Source organism: Terriglobia bacterium (assembly GCA_020072645.1).
Classification (GTDB): Bacteria; Acidobacteriota; Terriglobia; order Terriglobales; family Acidobacteriaceae; genus Angelobacter.
On sequence record JAIQGK010000011.1, the window covers coordinates 1 to 21517 of the forward strand.

Consider the following 21517-nt stretch of genomic DNA (forward strand, 5'->3'; position numbering starts at 1 on the left):
TGGCAATTTGCTGGAAACTCGGATGAAAATCACAGCCTATAATCTTCATTGGCGGCTCCTTTCGTTCCGAGTCTTGGTTTTCGTCAACTCAAGTTTACTCGGCACTCGTTAGGAGCCGTCGTTGTTATGAAATCAAGCCAAGCACCGATGCTCTGCCCCTTTTCCATGCTTCGGATGCGAGGCGAAGGATCTGCTCTGCTGCTCTTCAGGGCAGCCGATAAATCCAAGCAGTCTTGGATAGCCCTACGGTCCAGCGGAGCCGATCCTTCGGCTTCGCGAAAACCGTGTCGAAAATCTTTGCAGTTCACATGGCTTGCCTCAGGATAGCGGGTCGCGGGGGCGAGATGGAATCGCTGACCGCGATGTGTGTAGTGGATACAGCAACTCAGAAAGGCTCTATCGCTCCACAATGGCGTCAGAAAAAGCCGATGCCATTTTGTCGCCCCAGCCCTCACGCACATTCAACGCAATAGCATAAGGGAGGAAGCGGTTCATCAGCTCCGCGCGCTGCTCCGGAGTGTTTACCCGGTCCAGCGGGTCCTGCTCCACGCGCATAAGAAATTCGCGGAACCCGGCAAGCTGCTGCAATATCAGAAGACCTCGCGGCGTGGGAGCGCGCATGATCACAAAAAAGATGCTGTTAAGCACTACGGAGAGCAATAGCGCCAGCACAAAACCGTGGGATTGCGGCAAGGCGCCAAAATAAATCACTGCTCCGGGCAGGCCAAAGAAAAGCACGGGAACAATAAAGCGCGTTACACGTTGCCTCATCGAGGGACGCGTTGGCTTTGAAGTCCATATTCCACCAATCACCATGCTGGCAATCGACGTGAACATGAACAGCCAGAAGGTTATAAACATTGAGGAAGATGCTTCCAGGGTCGCCGCCGTGTACAGGGCCCATGCGAGTGTGGCAACCGCGCCAATGCCGGCATATCGGAAGTTCTGGCGGAAGTAAACGCCTTGGAGATTTTTGCTGTAGGTTTCCTGCAGGGCGTCAATATAGCCCTTAAGGGTCGGCCCAGCCAATGGATCGATGACCACCTGGCTCTCCGGTGAGAGCGATCGCCCAACAGCCGCGCCGGAACCGGTACTCACAGCGCTGGTGCCCCGCATTGATGCGGCCACAGGACTGCGCGAAATACTGCTCGCCTGACTGCTTGAATTTTGCTGGCTCGAAGCAGGCAATGACGCCGCGCCAAGAATCGCAGTGTTGGAATCAGCATACGGCTGCACTATGGAGACGGCGTTGAAGAGAGTTTTTATCAAAGAAGCTTCATCCGGCAGCAGGATGCCCGAAGAATTGAGCAGAGAGACAGCATAGGACCCGGCCTGCGGCTGGATTGCGACGACGCCTTTGGCCGCAAGTCCGGCCAGCACCGCTGCCAGCGTTGTGCCGTCACTGCCGCCGGTAAGGACATAGCGCGCTACGCCGGGAGAAATTCCCGCCGGCGGCTCATAGCGGGGAGCCACATTTCCGATCTTGGGATCGCGCCCCACCGCCAGCCAGCAGACTAGGTAAAAAACAAGCAATAACCCGGGGAAAGCGAGACGGTAAAAGTCAGAGATCGCAAAGAGAGTCGCCATAAGAGATGAGTTAAACGCAATACCCTAATCAGCAGCAGCTTGGGCGAGATTCTACTTGGTTTCTACGATCTTTAGTCAGAAAAGACGGTCCAAAAAGTCAGAAAAAATGGTCTAAAAAAAACCAGCTTCAAAAACGCAGGGCAGAAAAACAAAGCCCGGCTGGACCGGGCTTGGCTAATGACTGGGAAATGAAATTAGCTGACGTGCTTTTTCAGGGCTTTTTCAATCACGTCGCGGCTCACATAGCCCACTATCTGCTCCTGCACCTGGCCACTCTTGAAGATGAGCAGCGTGGGAATGCCGCGCACCCCGTAACGCTGCGGAGTTGCCGGGCTGCTGTCCACATCCATTTTGCCCACCTTTACTTTGCCCTGATATGCGGCTGCCACTTCGTCCACCACGGGCGCCAGCATTTTGCAAGGGCCACACCAGGCTGCCCAAAAATCGATCATCACTGGTTGATCGCTCTTGAGCACCTCCTGGTCAAAATTGCCATCTGTAATTTCAAGAATTCCCACGCTCTCCATGAAGTGCCTACCTTCGATTAAAAATTTGTCACGCCCAGAAACCGGCTTTGCGACCTTCTATCCTAGCAAATGTATTAGATGAAGCTGCTCCATTTAGGTTGCGAAAATCACCTAAATAACTGTGGAGCAAAGAGATATAGTCAGCGCAGCCAAAGTTACCAAAGTGACGTGGACGAAGGGACAGGGTGGTTCTAGACTTTCCCTCGGTGGTAAGGCAGTTCTGGGGGAGGGCTGCCGGGCGTCCTGCGATTCGTCGCGGGACGCTTGTTTTTTTGGCGAGAAACGAAGAGAGCGGTCGCCCTTATATCAAAGGAACGCCCGCCCCTATCGTCTTATTTTCTAGGCTAGTTAGCGTCGGTCGTGATCCCGGTCGTGATCGTGATCGCGGTCTTTGTCGCGATCTTTCCGCACATCGTGGCGATTCCTGTCTGCCTTGTGGCGATCGCGGTCTCCATCTCGCTCCCGAGCCACCTGCCTGCCGCCATTCCACCGCCGGTCATCAGCATCGTGGTCATTTCTGCGCCGGTCATCAGCGTCATGGTCGTTCCTGACTGCATGATCGCGGAAGCGCGGATCGTTGCGGAAACGCGCTTCATTCTGGCGTCTCCATTCCCAATATTCCCGCTGGCGCTCACGGTTCAGCCGGTTGTACTCGACATAGTTATAGCGCCGCTCAGCCAGCCATTGGCGATAATACGGGTCGTTGTATCCGTAGTAGCCTCCGGAGCCGTAATAAGGGTCATTTCCTCGATACCGGTGTTCCGCGCATCCGGTCGTCACGATTGTCCCCAGAGCCAGAGTTGAAATTAAAAGTCCTGAAAATAGGCGCATGAAACCTGTTTCCTCCTTGTCCCCGTGCATAGTGCTGTTTAGAGAATTAGATGTAAGTGGCACGACTCACGGCTGAACGCGCCTCAGAGAGGCTAAACAAAATTTAACGGTAAAAATTGGGCAACCTAAGCAGAGTTGCTGTCTGGTTCTGGCGCAACAAATGTTGGTGAACATAGAAACTCCACTGTGGGCCAGGCACTTAAATTTCCTCCGCGCAAAGTGTTATCCTCAAAGGTTAGGACTCCTCAGGAACTACCCGCTGGAGCAGTTCCCTTTCAGTCTGGAACACACACGAGATGAGCAGCAAAAGCGCACAGTTATCGACAAGTGAAATTTCCCTCGGGTCTGATCAGGCTCGTGAGCAGGTGTTTGACACCTTCCGCCGCTGGGGCTACCTCGACGCCAACCTGAATCCGTTTGGCGGTCCAATTGGCGGAGGCTATCCCGATCTGCCCTCCGACGGCGAGGGTGTGGAAGAGGCCCGGCGGATTTATTGCGGGACCATCGGCGCGGAGTTCATGCATCTGCCGCAGCGCGATCGCCGCGAATGGATCCAGAAGCGGATGGAAAATCCCGGTACGCAAAAGGTAGACCGTCGCTGGCTGGCCGAGCGCCTGCTCCAGGCGGATCTCTTCGAGCAGATCTTGCAGACCCGTTACCTGGGAACCAAGCGTTATTCCGGTGAAGGCGCAACGGCGCAGATTCCTCTCTTGGACATGGTCCTGGAAACCGCATCAGAACTTGGCGCCACGACCACTGTTATGGCCATGAGCCACCGCGGACGCCTTACGGTGATGACCTTGACCGTTGGCATTCCGGCAGACAATATTTTTGCCGGATTTGAAGATGTTGATCCCCGCAGCGTGCTAGGCGGTGGCGACGTGAAATATCACCAGGGCGCGACCGGCGAATTCCACACGCGCAAAGGCAAAGTGATTCGCATGCACCTGGTTTCCAATCCCAGCCATCTTGAGGCGGTTGATCCCGTTGCCCTGGGACGCACGCTGGCCAAGCAAAAACATGTTGGCGAAAACGGCGTGAAGGAAATTGTTCCCATCATCATGCATGGTGACGCTGCTTTTGCCGGACAGGGCATCTGGGCGGAAACGCTGAACTTTGCCGGACTGAAAGGCTATTCCGTGGGCGGAGCGATCCAGGTGATCATAAATAACCTGATAGGCTTCACCACGAATCCACGCGAACTGCATACGTCGCGCTTCTCGTCTGATCTGGCCAAGCGCCAGCCCATTCCCATCTTCCACGTGAATGCGGAAGATCCTGAAGCGGTGCTGCGCGTCGCGCGCATGGCGACCGAGTATCGCTACCAGTTCGGCAGCGACGTTGTCATCGATCTCATCGGATATCGCCGCCACGGACACAGCGAGGTGGACGATCCCACCATCACGCAGCCGCTGCTTTACAAGAAGATTAATTCGCATCGTCCGCTGTTTGAGATTTATGCCGAGCAGAACAAGATTGATACCACGGAGATGGCGCAGAAATTCCGCGCCAAGGTGGACGCAGCCTACGACCACGCGGCGCAGATGCAGAAGTCTCCCGTGCTGCGCAAGCTGCCGCATTATTGGGACAAATATCGCGGTGGCCGTTACAAGAAAGAATATGAAGTCGCCACTGCGGTGGACGCCGGCAAACTGCAAGAGATCACTGAAAAGCTGACGACGTATCCCGAAGGTTTTGCTATTCATCCCAAGGTCAAGAAGCTGTTGGAGCAGCGCGAGAAAATGGGCACGGGCAAGCTGCCGGTGGACTACGGTATGGCTGAGGCGCTGGCTTTTGGATCGCTTTTGGTCGAAGGTATTCCAGTGCGGCTTTCCGGACAGGATGCGCGGCGCGGAACTTTCAACCATCGCCACTCTTGCCTGATCGATACGGAAACTGAAAAAGAATACGTCCCGCTTTGCCATATACGTCCCAACCAGGCATGGTTTGAAGCCTACAACTCGATTCTTTCTGAAGCCGCGGTGCTGGGCTTTGAATATGGCTTCAGCCGCGACTATCCTGACGGGCTCACTTTGTGGGAAGCGCAGTTTGGCGACTTTGCCAATGGCGCGCAGGTCATCATTGATCAGTTCATTGTTGCTGGTGAAGACAAATGGGGACTGCTCTCCGGCTTGGTGATGCTGCTGCCGCATGGCTATGAAGGCCAGGGGCCGGAACACTCCAGCGGACGCATTGAGCGCTATCTGCAACTCGCCGCCAAAGACAACATCCAGGTCGCTCAGCCATCGACCGCAGCGCAATACTTCCATTTGTTGCGGCGTCAGGCGTTGCGCAGCTGGCGCAAGCCGTTAATCGTGTTTACGCCCAAAGGCATGCTGCGGCATCCTGACGCTGCCAGTCCGTTGAGCGAATTTACCGGCGGAAATTTTCAAACTGTAATCCAGGACAGTGAAATAACCAACGCCGAGCGGATCATCGTATGCAGCGGCAAGGTCGGGCACGAACTGCGGCGTGAGCGCAAGCGCCGCAAGGATGCAAAGACGGCCATCATTTTTCTGGAGCAACTTTTCCCGCTGCCTGAAGCCGAACTGGAAGCGGCATTCGCGCAGCACACAAACGCGCGCGAGTTTCTGTGGGTGCAGGAAGAGCCAGCTAACATGGGCGCGCTCAATTTCCTGGCGCCGCAACTGGAGCGTCTGGCCCGAGGCGTGCCGTTCCGCTCTGTAAAACGTTCGCCGTCATCGAGTCCATCAACAGGGTCGCACACGGCGCATGAGATGGAGCAGAAGACACTGTTGGAGCTGGCGTTTAAGGCCTTTTAGCACGGCAACAATGCAGCATCGCAAGTGAGCCATGGGTCATCAAAAATCGGGGTACTTATAAACGAAATGAAAGGTGGTTGAAATGGCACAAGGAACAGTAACCGCACATGAGGTCCCGGCGCTGCCATATGCGTACAACGCGCTGGAGCCGCACATTGACGAGCAAACCATGCATCTGCACCATGACAAGCACCATGCGGCATACGTAACCAAGCTGAACGGTGCAATTGAGAAACATCCTGAACTGGGAAGCAAGAGCCCTGAAGATCTTTTGCGCAACCTGAGTGCGCTGCCTGAAGACGTGCGCGGCGCGGTCCGCAATAACGGCGGCGGGCACGTGAACCACACCATGTTCTGGCAAATCATGGGACCGAAAAAAGGCGGCAATCCTACCGGCGCGGTTGCCGACGCCATCAATAAAACCTTCGGCAGCTTTGACGCCTTCAAAGAAAAGTTTGAAGCCGCCGGAGCAAATCAGTTCGGCAGCGGCTGGGCCTGGCTGGTAAAAACCAAGTCCGGCGAATTCAAAATTACTTCCACCCCGAACCAGGACAATCCCATTTCCAACGGCGAATTTCCGGTTCTTGGCAACGATGTCTGGGAGCACGCTTACTACCTCAAATATCAAAACCGTCGCCCCGACTACCTGAAAGCCTGGTGGAACGTGGTGAACTGGGACGAGGTCAACAAGCGTCTGGCCCAGGCCGACAGCTTTTTCAAATAAATTCTTTGCTTTTGTTAAGCCGCTCATTCCGAGCGGCTTTTTTTATCAACTCATGTAACGATCACACCTCAAGTAGCACTACCTTCGCGCACGAAACAGCAAGATAAGTGTGCTATAAGGTGGGTGCGAACCCCCAAATTAAAACTCAAATCTAGCGACGAAGGATGAGGTGTGTTTTGAACAGATTCTTAGCGGGAACTTGTGTGTTTGTGTTTGCCTTTTTTGCGTTTGGTTCTGCGTATGCGCAGGAATTCAATGGTTTTTACGTGGGTGGAAATGCCGGCGTGGTGTCCGGGCGCATCAGCCCTCAGACCACTCCCATTTTCAGCCCGACCGGTTATTTTGCTTCGACGAGCACACCGGCCATTGCCACTGCCAGCGCGGCGCAGCACTTTGATCCAGACCGTTTGACCGCCGGGGGACAGGTGGGTTTCACCCATCAGTGGGACTCCTTTGTTTTTGGCATTGAGGCCGACTTTGGCACTTTGAGTTCCAGCAAGACCAGCAGTACCACGGTAACCTATCCCTGCTGCTCGCCTACGGCTTTCACCATTACCCAGGCCACGGAAACTAGCAAGTTGTTTACGCTGCGCCCGCGTTTTGGCGTTGCCTTCGGAAAAGTCTTTCTCTATGGTACGGCCGGCCCCGCCTTCAGCCACATCAAGTACAGCGCTCTGTTTACTGACACGTTTGCTACCGCGCACGAAAGCGCCAGCTTTGATGCCAGCACGCTCGGCTGGGCCGTTGGCGCCGGCAGTGAGTTCAAGATCGCTAAGCATTTATCGGTCAAGGGAGAATACCTGCGCCTGGGTTTTGGAGATCAGACGCTGAGCCAAAACCTTACGGCTTTTACTCCCGCCATTGCATTTCCGAGCAATGTTTTCACCCACAGCGTTGACGTCAACTTGGATGTCGTCCGTGCCGGTGTTAACTTCCGCTTCTAACTGCTAATAGCACGATACGGGCCGCCCTTCGGGGCGGCTTTTTATTGAGCGGCTTTTTACGGCTTGGCGTTTACCAGCCACGCCGCCCAGCCGGTCAGGATCGCCAGCACAGCGGAAAATATTGTAGGCGGCAGCACAAAATATCTCCAGCTCAGCGCGATGCCTACCACTTGCAATCCGAAGAAGACCCAGCCCAGCGGACCGATCGCCTGCGGCGTGTTTCGCGCCATTGTGCCCAGGTGCCAGGCCAGAAACGCGCAGAACAGCAGATAGGCCGTGCAGAACAGCCCAAAGCCGCGATAGAAATCGCCGTACGTAAGGCTTTTTCCACCCACGCTGAAGCGCACATTGTCCATGGCTTGTTGCACCGCAACGCCCTCCGGCGTAGGTGCTTTGAACTTCAAAAATCCAAGCGTGTGGCCGACGGCAAACAGTACCAGGACGAATGCGGAGATGCGGTATAGCAACGTAGTGGTCATGGGCGCTCCAATCCTGCTGCACAGGTTTTTCGGGTGAATCAGTGTACCTGATTCTTCTGGAGGGTCGACCGTTTTATCTGCTGCTGCCCTTTTATTCTCAAATCTTCTTATTCATAAATCCTCAAACAGTTCTCCTAATGGCGTCTTCAGGCCCATTGCCAGCAATTCAATAAACTTCAGGCAAGGCTCCTGTTTGCCATTCTCAATCCGTGAAACGGTCGCCTGGTCGGTTCCCACCCGCTCGGCGTATACAGTTTGGCTGAGGCCCTTCGCGTTTCGTATTTGCCGGACCCGCCTGCCGAATCTCACAACAATATCTCTGGACATGCCTCCAGTGTCGGCTCTATGATCTTCCGGACATATAACTGATAGATCATATTAACGAAATTGAACATGGAGACGCAATGGCTGCCCTTGATGCTGCCCAAAAGGCCCAGATTTATCGCATTCTGTACCGCCTGAACTTTTCCTTCGCGCGGATTGTGGACTCCTGCCGTGAACTGCAGGAGACCGGTGTCTTCAGGACTAAATTTACCCGGCTGCACCAGGCGTTCGCGCAAGAGCTGCAGGCGGAGATAAATGAAGAGGTGCTCGGCATTTTGCAAGGCATCGAATCGGACGACCAGTACCGTTTTGGAAAGGTAAGAGACGCGCGTGACAAGGAATTGCGCGACCCTGATGATGTTTTCATCCATGCCAAAGAACGCAGAAAGGAACTCGCCAGACAGCGCAAGAAAAAGCCAAGGGGCAAAAAGCGAGTTGGCTAGAAGCCGTCTTTCTTCTCGCAATGACAGCCAAATGGTAAACTTAAGAGTTTGCCCTGCTCGATCAGACTCTTCATATAGTAGGTTTCTCATATGGCACAAGCTACAGACATTGCAATCGTAAGCGGCGCGCGCACGCCCATGGGCCGCTATTGCGGCAAATTGCGCGACTTTACCGCTATGGACCTGGCCGCGGTCGCCAGCCAGGAAGCAATCCGGCGTTCCGGCGTCGATCCCAAAGAATTTGACCATGCCGTCTTTGGCAATGCGCAACAAACATCAGGCGACTCGCTCTATGGCGCGCGGCATGTTGCGCTCAAGGCCGGGCTGCCCATTGAAACGCCCGCGCTTACCGTGAACCGCCTTTGCGGATCGGGCATGCAGTCGCTGGTGAACGCCGCGCAGATGATCCAACTGGGTGAAGCCAACACAGTGCTGGCCGGCGGAATGGAATCCATGTCGCAGGCGCCTCATGTGGTCCGGGGCGCGCGCTGGGGCCTTGGCCTGGGTGAAGGCAAACTGGAAGACTCGCTCATGGTGGCGCTGCTGGACACGTATTGCGGACTTTACATGGCGAACACCGCTGAACTTTATGCCGAGCAGCAGGGCATCACGCGCCAGCACATGGACGAATTTTCTCTTCAGTCGCAGCAGAAAGCCGGCGCGGCGCAGAAGGCCTGCCGCCTGGCGGAAGAGATTGTTCCGGTGGCGCTCAAGAACCGCAAAGGCGAACCCACAGGCGAGATGTTTGAGAAAGACGACCACCTGCGTCCTGAGACAACGATGGAAGGTCTGGCCAAACTGAAGGCTGCTTTCGGCAAAAATGGGACTGTCACGGCGGGCAATGCCAGCGGCATCGTGGATGGCGGCGCAGCCGTGGTGATGATGACTCTTGCTCAGGCTGAAAAACGCGGTCTTAAGCCCATGGGCCGCATCGTGAGCTGGGGTATTGCCGGCGTCGATCCCAAGATCATGGGCAGCGGCCCCGTGCCGAGTACGCGCGCGGCGCTCAAGAAAGCCGGGCTAAAGCTGGATGAAATTGACCTGATCGAAGTCAACGAGGCGTTTGCCGGACAGTATCTTGCCGTCGAAAAAGAGCTTGGCCTTGATCGCAACAAAGTGAACGTCAACGGCGGCGCGATTGCCCTTGGTCATCCGCTGGGAGCCACAGGCACGCGGCTGGTGATTACGCTGTTGCACGAGTTGCGGCGTCGCAAAGCCCAGTATGGCCTGGCGACGGCATGCATCGGCGGCGGACAGGGAATTGCGATGATTGTGGAGAATTTGCAGCGGTAAAAAATCTTTACCACAGAGGCCGCAGAGGAACACTGAGGAGTTTCTTCTTTGCTTCTGGCAGTGTTTGCTTCGCCGAGTTTTTCGGGTTTGAATCTCAGGATAAGACCTCCGTGATCCTCTGTGTCCTCTGTGGTTAAAAAGGAAAATCATGACGATTAAAAAAGTTGGTGTTCTCGGTTGCGGTCTGATGGGCTCAGGCATTGCCCAGGTCAGCGCTGTTGCCGGTTATGACGTTACCGTGCTGGAGCAGGAACAGAAGTTTCTCGATAAAGGCTTTGCCGGCATCGAAAAGTCGCTGGCCAAGTTTGCCGAGAAGCCGGAGAAGACCGGTATCACTCCGGAGAAGGCCAAGGAATCCCGCGCACGCATCAAGGGAACGACTAGCCAGAAGGACCTCGCCGATTGCGACATCATCATTGAAGCCATTATTGAGAACGTGGATGTGAAGAAGAAGACATTTGCGGAGCTCGATGCCATCGTAAAAAAAGAGGCCATCTTCGCCAGCAACACCTCTTCTATTTCCATTACTGAGGTTGCTGCTGCCACCAGGCGCGCTGACCGATTTGTGGGCCTGCACTTCTTCAATCCTGTCCCACTGATGAAGCTGGTGGAAGTGGTGCGCACCATCGCTACGGACAACGCCGCGTTTGAAACAGCCTATGAATTCGGCAAGAGCCTGGGAAAAATTCCTGTCCGCACCAGTGACAAGACTGGTTTCATCGTAAACCGGCTGCTGGTGCCATACATGCTTGACGCGATCCGTGCCTATGAAGAAGGCGTGGGCTCGATTCCGGATATCGACAACGCCATGAAGATGGGCTGCGGTTACCCCATGGGCCCGTTCACGCTGCTGGATTTTGTGGGACTCGACACGACTTATTACATTACCCACGTGATGTTTGACGAGTTTCGCGAACGTCGCTTTGCCTCGCCGCCATTGCTCAAGCGGCTGGTAATGGCCGGCTGGTACGGCCGCAAGACAGGCAAAGGGTTTTACGATTACGCAGATCCAAATAATCCTGTAGCGCAGAAATTCTAATTCATGCCGCGCCCCGGATTGGTCACGACCGTTGCAGTTGGTGAGAGCATCGCCGCAGTGGCTTTTGTCTTGGTGCTTGCCGATCTGATTCGTGGCGCAAAAGGCACTGGGTATTTTCCTGTCATGGGAACGGTGCTGGAGATTGGGCTGATTGTGCTCGTGCTCGCCACTGCTGTTGCCCTTTGGAAAGGCAAACGGTGGGGCTGGTGGCTGGCCTTGATCATCGACCTGCTCGGCGCAGTTATTTTCTTATGGGATCCGGTTGAGCGCCACGTCTGGCCTGACGTCGACGAATTGGTCTTTATTGTCCTTTTCGTGGTGTTGCTTGCATTGTTGCTCCTGCCGCAGGCTCGCAGTTTCTTTTTTGGCCGAAACGAAGCGCGTGTGTTCAAAGAGTCATAACCATGGAAAACCTTAAACTCGAAAAGAAAAACACTATCGCTTACGTCACCATCGACCGTCCCAAGGTGCTCAATGCCCTGAACATGGCGACCATGCAGGAACTGTGGCAGGTCTTCACCGATCTGAAAGATGACAAGCAGATTCGTGTCGTCATCCTCACCGGTAGCGGAGAGAAAGCTTTTGTTGCCGGCGCCGACATCAACGAATTGGCGAAGAACGATCCCGTTGTGGCCAAGGCATACACGCACAAGGGACAGGCCACGCTTGACCTGATCGAGAACCTTGGCAAGCCGGTGATCGGCTGCATCAATGGCTTCGCCCTGGGCGGCGGATGCGAGATCGCCATGGCCTGCACTATGCGCTTGGCCAGCGAGAACGCAAAGCTCGGCCAGCCCGAAGTTAAACTCGGCCTCATTCCCGGTTATGGAGGAACGCAGAGGCTGCCACGACTGGTCGGCACGGGACTTGCCATGCAGATTCTTCTCACCGGAGAGATGATTACAGCACAGGAAGCGCATCGCATCGGCCTGTTGAATGAAGTTGTTCCGGCTGACCGGCTCATTCCGCGCGCTGAAGAGATTGCGCAGAAGATCATCGGCATGGCTCCGCTGGCCATCCAGTACTGCATGGAAGCAGTGAACCAGGGCATGAACATGACGTTGCCTGAGGGCCTCTTTCTTGAAGCGACTCTCTTCGGCATGTGCTGCGCCACCGAAGACAAGCGAGAAGGCACCACGGCCTTTCTTGAAAAGCGCGCCGCGAATTTCCAGGGCAAGTAACCATGCATCCAGACTGGGAACCGGACAAGCTTGCCACCGCCGCCATTTTCTATAACCTGCATGAAGCGGACATCGCCAAGGGCCTGCTGGACTCCTGTGGGGTAGACTGTTTCCTGTGCGATGAACACATGCACCGCGTTCATCCGCTGACCAGTGAAATCATTGGCGGCGTGCGGCTTCAGGTTGCGCAACAGGATATTGAGTTGGCCAAAGAGCTGCTCAAGGAATACATACCACCCGAGGATCCCTCAGGCCCCGGGCGGATAGAATGACTGATTGATGATTAAGGGCATTACCACAATCCGCCACGTCGCCGGCAGCAAAGAGTTCAAGGCGCTCAGCAAACTATTTGACGCCATGGGATTCGAGCGCGGAACTCCGTGGAAGACCGCGCGCGGCCAGGGCGCACCGTTCAAAGTGCCGCTCGGGCAGGTTGAGTTCGTTGAAGGCCTTGAAACCATCCATGCCGATATCTGGATTGAGGTTACAGACCTAGATTCGATTCGCGACGTGCTGGCAAAAGAAAACGTCAAGGGCGCGGACAAAATCCAGCAGACGGCATGGGATTCACGGTTTCTGGTAGCTGAACCCGCCAAAGGATCGAAAATCCTTTTCTGGCAGAAAAACCGTCCCAGTCAGGAAGCGATTGAAGGTGAACTCAACGCTCACGGCATGCGCTTTGGCGTGGTGGTGAGCCGATGGAACTCGCTCATCACGGAGCGACTTCTTCAAGGCGCGCTCGACGGGCTGCGCCGCAGCGGCGCTCGCACAGAAGATATTACAGTCGTCCGAGTGCCGGGAGCATTTGAAATTCCATCGCAGGCGCGCACGCTGGCTGAGAGTGGAAAATACGATGCCATCGTCACTCTGGGTTGTTTGATCCGCGGCGAAACCACGCATTACGAGCACATCTCCACTGAAGTCACGCGGGGCATCGGGCAGTCGGCACAGGAAACCGGCGTGCCGCACACTTATGGTGTGCTGACCTGTGAGAACCTTGAGCAAGCGCTGGATCGCGCAGGGCTGAAGGCCGGCAACAAGGGTTTTGAAGCAGCCGTTTCCGCCATTGAGATGGTGAGCCTGCAGCGGAAGACGCAAAGCCGTGCGAAGGCGAAAGCCACGTCTAGAAAAAAGACGAAGAGCAAAGGTCGCTAAATGGGGACCCGACGTAAATCTCGAGAACTCTGCCTGCAAATGCTCTTTCAGTGGGACATGGGAAAGCAAGCGCCGGAGCACGTGAAAAAGACTTTCTGGTCGGAGCGCGGAGAAGTGGATGAAGAGACGCGCAACTTTGCCGATGACATCTTCCAGATCGCCGTTGACCGCCAGCAGGAAATAGATGACCTGATCCAGAAGCACGCTCAGCACTGGCGCATGGAGCGCATGGCAGCGGTGGACCGCAACGTCCTGCGCACGGGCGTGGCCGAGTTCCTGGGCCCATATCACACGCCCCGCCCGGTGGTGATCAATGAAGCGCTGGAAATCGCGCGCAAGTTTTCCGCCCCTGAGTCCGTGCAGTTCATCAATGGCGTGCTGGATTCGGTGGGGAAAGAGCTCTCATCTTCTGTAATCCCGAAGCGAAGCTGAGGGATCCCTTTCCCCTCAAGAATATTCTGCTTCTCCGCATGCAAGTTGCAGCTTGTTAGACATCAAGAACTCTGTGGCAATAGGGCTCCCTCACCCCGCTGTGCGGGATTCGGGATTTCAGAAGCAGCAATGCTAAAATAAAGCACTTCATCGCCTCTGGTACCGCAATACATAAATACTGACGGACTTTCGCATTGAAAAAGACTTCGATCACATACGCCGACAGCGGCGTTGACATTGACCGCGCCGACCGCGCCAAGCAGCGCATTAAGTACCTGGCTCATCGCACGTTCACGCCGGGAGTAGTGAGCGAGATCGGCGGCTTCGGCGGCATGTTCGCCATTGACAAGAAAAAGTTTCGCGACCCCGTGCTGGTTTCCAGCGTTGACGGCGTCGGCACCAAGCTCAAAGTCGCTTTCATGATGAACCTGCATCACACCGTGGGCGGCGACCTGGTAAACCACTGCGTGAATGACATTGCCGTGCAGGGGGCAACGCCTCTTTTCTTCATGGATTACCTTGCCACCGGCTCGCTTGATCCGGAGATTGCGGAAAAGATTGTTGAAGGCATGGCCGACGCCTGCCGGCACAACGGCTGCGCGCTGATCGGTGGTGAAACGGCTGAGATGCCGGGTTTCTACCACAAAGGCGAATACGATCTGGCTGGTTTTATTGTTGGTGTGGTGGAAAAAAGTAAAATCATCACCGGCGAGAACGTTGAAGTCGGAGACGTGCTGGTGGGATTGCCTTCCAACGGCTTGCATACCAACGGATACTCCCTGGCCCGCAAATTGTTTTTCGATGTCGCCAAATACACGCCCGATACCTACGTGAACGAAATGAAAGCCAAAGCCGGCGCCGAGCTCATGCATACGCACAAGAGTTACTGGCCGGTGCTGAAGAAGCTGATTGCGGCTGAGCTGGTGCATGCCATGGCGCACATCACCGGCGGCGGTATTACGGACAATCTGCCGCGCGTGCTGCCCAAAGGCACCGGAGCGGTGGTGGAAATGGGCACATGGCCTATTCTGCCGGTGTTTACCCACATGCAGCACATTGGCAACGTGCCGCAGGAAGACATGATGCGGACCTTCAACATGGGGATCGGCATGGTGCTGGTGGTGCCGGCAAAAAAGTTCAAGCGTGTGCAATCCATGATTGAAAAGATGGGCGAGAAAGCTTATCTCATCGGGCGGATCGTCAAGGGCGACCGCAAAGTCCACTACGCATAACATGGCTACCCTGAAAAAATTGGGAATCCTGCTTTCCGGCCGTGGCTCGAATTTTGAGGCCATTGCGGATTTCATAAAAGCCGGAAGGCTTCACGCCGAAATCGCAATTGTAATTTCCAATCGCGCAGACGCTCCTGGCCTTGAGTCGGCAAAGCGGCGCGGTTTGAACGCCGTGTTGATAGCTTCCAAAGGCCGTGTCCGTGAGGAGCATGACGCGGACGTTATAGCGGCGCTGCATCATGCGCAAGTGGATTTGATCTGCCTGGCCGGCTATATGCGCCTGCTTTCACCTCACTTCATACAGGCTTTTCCCGATCGCATCGTCAACATTCATCCGTCATTGTTACCGGCGTTCCCCGGCATGGACGCGCAGAAGCAGGCGCTGGAATATGGCGTGAAGGTGACCGGCTGTACCGTGCATTTTGTCGATGAGCATTTGGACAACGGCCCAATCATCTTGCAGAAGACCGTGCCTGTGCTGGATGGCGATGATGTAAATGCGCTCTCGGCCAGAATTCTGGAGCAGGAGCACGCGGCGTATTCAGAGGCCATTGGGCTGTTGCTCTCCGGCGAATTCGAGATTCAGGGCAGAGCGGTTGTGCGACGCCAAGTCCGTGCGGAGGGCAAGTAGGTGCTTAGTGTGAAGTTGCTGTCTGCCGCTGCCAAGGCGCCCACAGTTGCACATCCGGGAGAAGACCTGGGCTATGACATTTACTCCGCTGAAACCGTAACACTGGAAGGCCGCAGCCATGCCATCGTCTCCACCGGGATTGCTATTGAATGCACGTCTCCGACCGGTGAGCCAATGGGCGCGCTGCTTCGGGATAAATCATCCATGGCTGCGCGGCGCTTGGTGCTGACCGGCGGCGTGATTGATTCGGGCTATCGCGGCGAGATCAAAGTCCTGATGGAAAATCTGAGTGACTTGCCCGCGACCATCCGCGCTGGCGATAAGATCGCCAACCTGATTCCTTATCCAGTGCTGACAGGCGAGGTCAAAGTCGTCGATGATCTGAATGAATCGAGCCGCAAGGCGGGTGGCTTTGGGTCTTCGGGACGGTAGGAGATAGTCGCCGGGCCTTTTCTGAAATCCCGAAGCGTAGCGAGGGATCGCTATAATTTGGTAATTGAGTAATTTGGTAAATTAGAAACTTCGACCTGTGCGATTTGGCAATAGCCAAGTGTGCTTTCGAATTTACTAAATTACCGATTTACCCAATTACCAAATTCAGCTATAGGGTTCCCTCGCTACGCTCGGGATTTCACAAAAAATGGCAAACTTTCCTCCTGTAGAAGAACAACTGGCATACATCAAGAAGGGCGCGTCGGAGATCATTCATGAGCGCGAACTGCGCGAGCGCCTTGAGCAATCTCTCAAGACCGGCAAGCCGATGCGGGTAAAAGCCGGTTTTGATCCCACGGCGCCTGACCTGCACGTTGGCCACACAGTGCTCATGCGCAAGCTGAAGCACTTCCAGGACCTGGGACATACGGTGATCTTTCTCATCGGGGACTTCACGGCAATGATCGGCGACCCGACCGGGCGCTCCGTCACGCGGCCGCCTTTGACGCGCGAAGATGTGGACCGCAATGCAGAGACCTACAAAACACAGGTCTTCAAAATTCTTGACCGCGAGAAGACGGTCATCGATTTCAACTCCCGCTGGTTTTCCAAAATGGCGGTGGAAGATTTTCTCCGACTGTGCGCCAGGTTCACCTTGTCCCAGATGCTGGAGCGCGAAGAGTTTCACAAACGATTTCATGAAGAAAAGCCCATCCACATGCATGAAATGATGTATTGCATTTGCCAGGGCTATGATTCCGTGGCGCTGGAAGCCGACGTGGAACTTGGCGGCACGGACCAGAAGTTCAACCTGCTCATGGGGCGCAATCTCCAGCGCGACTACGGCCAGCCATCGCAAATCGTTCTCACCATGCCGTTGCTTGAAGGCACCGATGGGGTACAGAAGATGTCGAAGAGTTATGGCAACTACATCGGCATCAGCGAACCTCCGCAGGAGATCTACGGCAAAGTAATGTCGATTTCTGACGATCTGATGTGGAGATATTACGAGCTGCTTACAGATGTTAAGGTGTCTGAGATTGAGCAGATGAAAGCCGACGCGGCTTCAGGCAAGCAACATCCGATGCAGCTGAAGAAAGCGCTGGCACGCAGGATTGTTCAGGACTTCCATGGAGAACAAGCTGCGGCCGCAGCGGATGAGAACTGGGCAAAACAGTTTCAGAAGGACGAGGTGCCGGAGAATGTGGAAAGCCAGACTATTGCCTTCGCCGAGGTGCGTTCCGGTTCGGAGGCTGATCAGTCTCCGTATCCGGGCATTGTCAAAATGGATAAATTGATTGTGAAGGCTGGTCTTGCAGATTCAGCGACCGATGCTCAACGAAAGAGAAAGCAGAACGCAGTAAAGATCGATGAAAAAATAGTTGATGACCATGCACTAATCTGGAATCGACCATTAAGCGATGAATTCATTTTGAAGGTAGGCAGAAAAATGAAACGCATTAAGTTCATCTAAGGAGCATCGATCTAAAGTTTTTTGTGGCACAGGCACTCTTGCCTGTGCTTGAGTGAAAATAAGAAGGACGCAGGCACAGACAGGAGTGTCTGTGCCACACAGGTCTGGGCCATGGAAGATCGAAAGAGACAAGGTCTCAGCAATGCATTTTTATCGGAGAAATCTGCCACATATCCAAGAGTTCGACGCGACTTATTTTGTGACCTTTCGTGTCTGGAAGTATCCCTATCTTCCTCCGATTGCTCGGTTCATTGCGCTGCGGCATTGTCTCTTTGAAGATGGACGAAGAATCGAGCTTCATGCCTGTGTCATCATGCCAACCCACGTTCATCTCTTGTTTACTGCTCTGGAAGACGAGCGTGGTTATCCATTTTCTCTTGCTGAGATCATGAAAGGGATAAAAGGCGTTTCAGCGCGCAATATAAATAAACTGCTGAAAAGACGTGGTCAGCTCTGGCAGGATGAATCCTTTGACCGAATCATGCGTGCTGGAGAGTTTCAGGACAAGCTGGATTACATCATTGCCAATCCAATTAGTGCTGGACTCGCTAAGCGGCCCGGCCAATATAAATGGGTTTGGGTACAGAAGATCCCACAGGAAGGAGTGCCTGTGCCACAAAGATCTACCCCGAACGTCTCTTCTTCCTCATGATCGCCGCCGCGCTCCTTCACCCGGACGTGTCGCCCAAAGTTGTTGATCGCTTCAGAAGCAGCGGCGTTGAGATAAAAATGCTGGACCATCTGGAACAGCCTGAAAACTATTCTGCCGCTCTCATCTTCGGCGGCGACGGCACTGTCCATCGCCATCTCCCTCAACTTTATCACTACAAAACTCCCACGCTGGTGGTACCCACCGGCAGCGGCAATGATTTTGCCAAAGGGTTGGGAATCCGCAGTGTAGAAACCGCATTGCAATCATGGAAGCAGTTTTGCTCGAACGGAAAGAATGTAAGAGAGATCGACTTAGGTGTGATCCGTGCCAGCAGCAATGAAACGCTCTTTTGTTGCGTGACCGGAGTGGGAATGGACGCAGAGGCCAACGCCCGCGCTAATCGAATGCCGGCATGGCTAAAAAGCAGAGGTGGATATGTCTTGGCGGCCTTGCAATCTCTCATCGCGTTCAGCCCTGCTGAAATGAACATATCGGCTGAAGGACGAGAAATCCGGCGGTCCGCGTTCTTTATTGCTGTGGGAAATGCTCTTAGCTATGGCGGCGGGATGAAAGTAACACCGCAGGCCACGCTCGATGACGGATTGCTGGACGTCTGTCTGGTCAGCAAAATGAACAAACTCAAACTGCTTTGCTGGGTGCCAACCATTTTTTTCGGCCAACACCTGCGGCTCAAGCAAGTGGAATACTTTCAGGCCAGTCAGATAAAGATCGAGACTGAGCGCAAGCTGGATCTCTACGCTGATGGTGATTATGCTGGGCAAACCCCTGTGGAGATTGGGCTTATCCGGCACGGGATGCGCGTGATCGTTCCCGCTTAGGCCTCAACCGGGCTGAAACTTAGGAGATTTTCACGTTGCGGGCCGGTCTGGGACATCAATCGCTCCCAAAAGTGTGTATCTCGCTGTAAGCAAAACGGTTCTTGACGCCGAAGCCTATTTCAGGTGGAATAAAAGCCATGACCAAAGCCGATTTGATTGAAGAGGTTTCACGCCTGGCAGAGCTGACACGCAAAGACAGCGAAATTATTGTGGAAACCATTTTTGACAGCGTGGTTCGCTCTCTGCGCTCCGGCGACAAGATTGAGATCCGTGGCTTTGGCAGTTTCCGCACCCGGCAGCGCAAGCCTCGCGTGGGCCGCAACCCGAAAACCGGCGCGCGGGTGGAAGTGCCGGCAAAGAAAATCCCTTATTTCAAGCCCAGCAAAGAACTTAAGGACGTAATCAATCACGGAAAGCCGGGAGAAGCAGCAGCTCCCTCCGCCGCACCGGCGGCCGAAGGTCCAACTTCTTAACTTCTGAACCCGGCAAGTCTCTTTCAGCACTCTCTTAACTCCGGAACTTCCGGAACCAGAGCCCAATTCCTCCGCTTACCAGTCCCAACAAACCTAAGAGCGGCAAGAACGTTGCTGTCGCGGGTAGACGGCGGCTGCCTTGCGCATCGTTCGATTGCTGATTCTGGTTGATCTGTGGTGTGGTGGAATTTTCCGCACTGGCGGAGTTATTAGCAGACTGACCCGCAGGCGGCGGCGTTCCGGTCTGGCCGTTGGCAACTTGTCCCTGCTGGCTCGTCAAAGCATTCGCCTGCTGGGTTGACTGCGCGCTCTGCGTTGCGTTCTGAGTTCCCGTGCCCTGGCCGCTTTGTTCCAGCGGAGGCATGTTCTTTGCCATGGTCACGCCGCTCTTGTTGTTCAACATCGTCTGCACGTCTTCATTACTCAGGACTCGCGCGTTCCGAGTGCCTTTTTCCGCTTTGTAACGGCTTGAAACTTCCGCCAGGCTGATCGTGCCCGGCGCGGACGCTTCGGCAGATCCACCCACAAAAGTCGAACTTCCCAGATCAGTCACGGCTGTCTGATTTGCTGATTCGGAAAGGTTTGTTGATTCTGAAAGGGAAGCGCTCGGTGTGCTCACAATCGTCGCTGGACTAGAAGGAACGCTCGTGGTTTCAATTCCATTCGTCGCGTTGCTGATACCTGCTCGGCCCGCATCACTGATGCCGGCGGTAGGAACCGGATTTGGGAAGCCTGCGGAGGGGGTGACCAGTATGGGACCACCAAACGGTCCGTTAACGGGCGTGGTTGTTGTGGACGGATTGGATGTTTGGCCTTGTCCCAAGACAGCTGAAAATACTGCGAGCCCGGTAATAAGCAAAATTCCGCGCGGCATAGATCACCCCTGACGTGTACCTGATTATTGGATTACCCAAAGGTAAAGAGGGGATGCCAGAGTACTTACTCGTCCGGCGATTTCAGCTACTCACAATTTCAGCTACCTACAAAACGGGCGTACAGGCTGCGCGCCACGGAAGCATCGTTCGTCCCTTTGATGATGGCCCGGCCATCGGGAAAGAGGGTCATTTCAAATGGCTCACGCCAGAATTTCAACACGAATGCATTGTGCTTCACCGTGCCGTGCGCGCCCAGACGGGCTGACATCTCAGCAAAGTCCACAGGGCGGTTGCGTTCATGGATCTGAACAGAGTTCCTGCCGCACAATGTGATTTGTGGTCGGCGCTCTCCTGCCAGATGAACAAACTCACGCTTGTCACAGGTCTGGCAGCCGGAACGCGGCCGAGCAGCCGCGATCTCGGCCTGCTCATTGCTCCATACATCGAAAGAGAGCAATGTGCGGCGTAGCTTATCCTTTGCTCCTACCAGAAATTTAATTGCCTCAGTCGCTTCGATTGATCCAATCAAATTGACTGCGCTGTTCAGGATTCCCGCCGTGTCACACGTTTCCACTGTACCCTGCGGCGGCGCAGGGAACACACAGGCCAGGCAAGCCGTTTCGCCGGGGATCACATTCATGGTCACGGCGTAAGAGGCAACGGCGGCGGCATAAATCCAGGATTTGCCATGTTTTACGGCAAAATCGTTGATGAGATAGCGGGTCTCAAAGTTATCGGTTGCGTCCAGAATCAAATCGGCGTTCGCAAGAAGTTGCTCAATGTTTTCCGGCGTCAGATCAGCCACCACGGGAGTGGCTTGAACCTCGGAATTAAAAGCTGCGATCTTGCGCGCCGCCGCTACTGCCTTGGGTAGCGATTCAGCGGCATCGGCTTCATCAAACAACGATTGGCGTTGGAGATTGCTTGGTTCAACGTAATCCCGATCGATAATAGTTAAATGTCCCACCCCGGCCCGGGCCAGCAAACCGGAAACGCAGGCGCCCGTCGCGCCACAGCCCACAATCGCAACCCGGCCTTTGGCCAGACGGTGCTGCCCTTCTGCTCCGATGCCCGGAAAAAGCACCTGCCGTGAGTATCGATCCTCAAACTTCATGCCACATTTATTATAGGTGTTTGAAGGTTAAGGGGTTTATGCGTTTCGTCGCA

The 21517-nt window shown here is 54.7% G+C and carries 25 protein-coding genes; 18 read left to right on the forward strand and 7 right to left on the reverse strand.

Annotated features, from left to right (window positions below):
• Positions 1-396: 396 nt before the first annotated feature.
• The 3 genes from LAO76_15495 to LAO76_15505 all read right to left on the reverse strand — a co-directional run bounded on the left by LAO76_15495 (position 397) and on the right by LAO76_15505 (position 2945).
• A complete protein-coding gene (locus tag LAO76_15495) occupies positions 397-1587 on the reverse strand; it encodes a DUF2207 domain-containing protein (GenBank protein MBZ5492331.1) in 1191 nt (396 codons plus the stop codon).
• A gap of 194 nt (positions 1588-1781) precedes the next feature.
• Positions 1782-2114 (reverse strand): thioredoxin, encoded by a 333-nt coding sequence (trxA, locus tag LAO76_15500; GenBank protein MBZ5492332.1) that lies wholly within the window; start codon positions 2112-2114, stop codon positions 1782-1784.
• A gap of 348 nt (positions 2115-2462) precedes the next feature.
• Positions 2463-2945: a hypothetical protein gene (locus LAO76_15505; protein ID MBZ5492333.1), complete on the reverse strand. Its 483-nt coding sequence runs from the start codon at positions 2943-2945 to the stop codon at positions 2463-2465.
• Between the two features lie 296 nt (positions 2946-3241).
• Between LAO76_15505 and LAO76_15510 the strand changes: the two genes are divergently transcribed.
• From LAO76_15510 to LAO76_15520, 3 genes are all read left to right on the forward strand, one after another.
• On the forward strand, positions 3242-5728 hold the full coding sequence (locus LAO76_15510) for a 2-oxoglutarate dehydrogenase E1 component (GenBank protein MBZ5492334.1): 2487 nt from the start codon (positions 3242-3244) through the stop codon (positions 5726-5728).
• A gap of 82 nt (positions 5729-5810) precedes the next feature.
• A complete protein-coding gene (locus tag LAO76_15515; GenBank protein ID MBZ5492335.1) occupies positions 5811-6452 on the forward strand; it encodes a superoxide dismutase in 642 nt (213 codons plus the stop codon).
• A 176-nt stretch (positions 6453-6628) separates the two neighbouring features.
• On the forward strand, positions 6629-7396 hold the full coding sequence (locus tag LAO76_15520) for an outer membrane beta-barrel protein (protein MBZ5492336.1): 768 nt from the start codon (positions 6629-6631) through the stop codon (positions 7394-7396).
• Between the two features lie 56 nt (positions 7397-7452).
• Here LAO76_15520 and LAO76_15525 read toward each other — a convergent pair whose 3' ends face one another.
• Together LAO76_15525 and LAO76_15530 are read right to left on the reverse strand one after the other, a co-directional pair.
• A complete protein-coding gene (locus LAO76_15525; protein MBZ5492337.1) occupies positions 7453-7875 on the reverse strand; it encodes a hypothetical protein in 423 nt (140 codons plus the stop codon).
• Positions 7876-7986: 111 nt separating this feature from the next.
• The gene (locus LAO76_15530; GenBank protein MBZ5492338.1) at positions 7987-8202 is read right to left on the reverse strand and encodes a helix-turn-helix domain-containing protein; all 216 of its coding nucleotides are present in this window, start codon (positions 8200-8202) and stop codon (positions 7987-7989) included.
• Positions 8203-8279: 77 nt separating this feature from the next.
• On the opposite strand from LAO76_15530, the gene LAO76_15535 reads away from it, so the two are divergent.
• The 15 genes from LAO76_15535 to LAO76_15605 all read left to right on the forward strand — a co-directional run bounded on the left by LAO76_15535 (position 8280) and on the right by LAO76_15605 (position 19475).
• The gene (locus LAO76_15535; GenBank protein ID MBZ5492339.1) at positions 8280-8642 is read left to right on the forward strand and encodes a hypothetical protein; all 363 of its coding nucleotides are present in this window, start codon (positions 8280-8282) and stop codon (positions 8640-8642) included.
• A gap of 90 nt (positions 8643-8732) precedes the next feature.
• Positions 8733-9935 carry an acetyl-CoA C-acetyltransferase gene (locus LAO76_15540; GenBank protein ID MBZ5492340.1) on the forward strand — a complete coding sequence of 401 codons (1203 nt, stop codon included), beginning with the start codon at positions 8733-8735 and terminating at the stop codon, positions 9933-9935.
• A 148-nt stretch (positions 9936-10083) separates the two neighbouring features.
• Positions 10084-10974, forward strand: a complete 891-nt coding sequence (locus LAO76_15545) for a 3-hydroxybutyryl-CoA dehydrogenase (protein MBZ5492341.1) — start codon at positions 10084-10086, stop codon at positions 10972-10974.
• An 18-nt stretch (positions 10975-10992) separates the two neighbouring features.
• Complete coding sequence (locus LAO76_15550) at positions 10993-11376, forward strand: hypothetical protein (protein ID MBZ5492342.1); 384 nt, start codon at positions 10993-10995, stop codon at positions 11374-11376.
• Between the two features lie 2 nt (positions 11377-11378).
• Positions 11379-12155, forward strand: coding sequence for an enoyl-CoA hydratase/isomerase family protein (locus LAO76_15555; GenBank protein MBZ5492343.1), 777 nt, complete (start codon positions 11379-11381; stop codon positions 12153-12155).
• Between the two features lie 2 nt (positions 12156-12157).
• Entirely contained in the window at positions 12158-12427 is a 270-nt protein-coding gene (locus LAO76_15560; protein MBZ5492344.1) for a DUF2007 domain-containing protein, read from the forward strand.
• Between the two features lie 7 nt (positions 12428-12434).
• A complete protein-coding gene (ribH, locus tag LAO76_15565; GenBank protein ID MBZ5492345.1) occupies positions 12435-13310 on the forward strand; it encodes a 6,7-dimethyl-8-ribityllumazine synthase in 876 nt (291 codons plus the stop codon).
• A complete protein-coding gene (gene nusB / locus LAO76_15570; GenBank protein ID MBZ5492346.1) occupies positions 13311-13742 on the forward strand; it encodes a transcription antitermination factor NusB in 432 nt (143 codons plus the stop codon).
• Between the two features lie 194 nt (positions 13743-13936).
• Complete coding sequence (gene purM, locus LAO76_15575; GenBank protein ID MBZ5492347.1) at positions 13937-14974, forward strand: phosphoribosylformylglycinamidine cyclo-ligase; 1038 nt, start codon at positions 13937-13939, stop codon at positions 14972-14974.
• A gap of 1 nt (position 14975) precedes the next feature.
• Complete coding sequence (purN, locus tag LAO76_15580) at positions 14976-15605, forward strand: phosphoribosylglycinamide formyltransferase (protein MBZ5492348.1); 630 nt, start codon at positions 14976-14978, stop codon at positions 15603-15605.
• On the forward strand, positions 15606-16037 hold the full coding sequence (gene dut / locus LAO76_15585) for a dUTP diphosphatase (protein ID MBZ5492349.1): 432 nt from the start codon (positions 15606-15608) through the stop codon (positions 16035-16037).
• A gap of 208 nt (positions 16038-16245) precedes the next feature.
• Complete coding sequence (gene tyrS / locus LAO76_15590) at positions 16246-17511, forward strand: tyrosine--tRNA ligase (GenBank protein ID MBZ5492350.1); 1266 nt, start codon at positions 16246-16248, stop codon at positions 17509-17511.
• 142 nt (positions 17512-17653) lie between these two features.
• Positions 17654-18163 carry a transposase gene (locus LAO76_15595; GenBank protein MBZ5492351.1) on the forward strand — a complete coding sequence of 170 codons (510 nt, stop codon included), beginning with the start codon at positions 17654-17656 and terminating at the stop codon, positions 18161-18163.
• A complete protein-coding gene (locus LAO76_15600; protein ID MBZ5492352.1) occupies positions 18160-19002 on the forward strand; it encodes a diacylglycerol kinase family lipid kinase in 843 nt (280 codons plus the stop codon). The genes LAO76_15595 and LAO76_15600 overlap by 4 nt, the downstream gene beginning before the upstream one ends.
• A 137-nt stretch (positions 19003-19139) precedes the next feature.
• Entirely contained in the window at positions 19140-19475 is a 336-nt protein-coding gene (locus LAO76_15605; GenBank protein MBZ5492353.1) for an integration host factor subunit beta, read from the forward strand.
• 34 nt (positions 19476-19509) lie between these two features.
• On the opposite strand, the gene LAO76_15610 is transcribed toward LAO76_15605, so the two are convergent.
• On the reverse strand, positions 19510-20349 hold the full coding sequence (locus tag LAO76_15610; GenBank protein MBZ5492354.1) for a hypothetical protein: 840 nt from the start codon (positions 20347-20349) through the stop codon (positions 19510-19512).
• Between the two features lie 98 nt (positions 20350-20447).
• Positions 20448-21464 (reverse strand): ThiF family adenylyltransferase, encoded by a 1017-nt coding sequence (locus tag LAO76_15615; protein ID MBZ5492355.1) that lies wholly within the window; start codon positions 21462-21464, stop codon positions 20448-20450.
• Positions 21465-21517 lie beyond the last annotated feature (53 nt).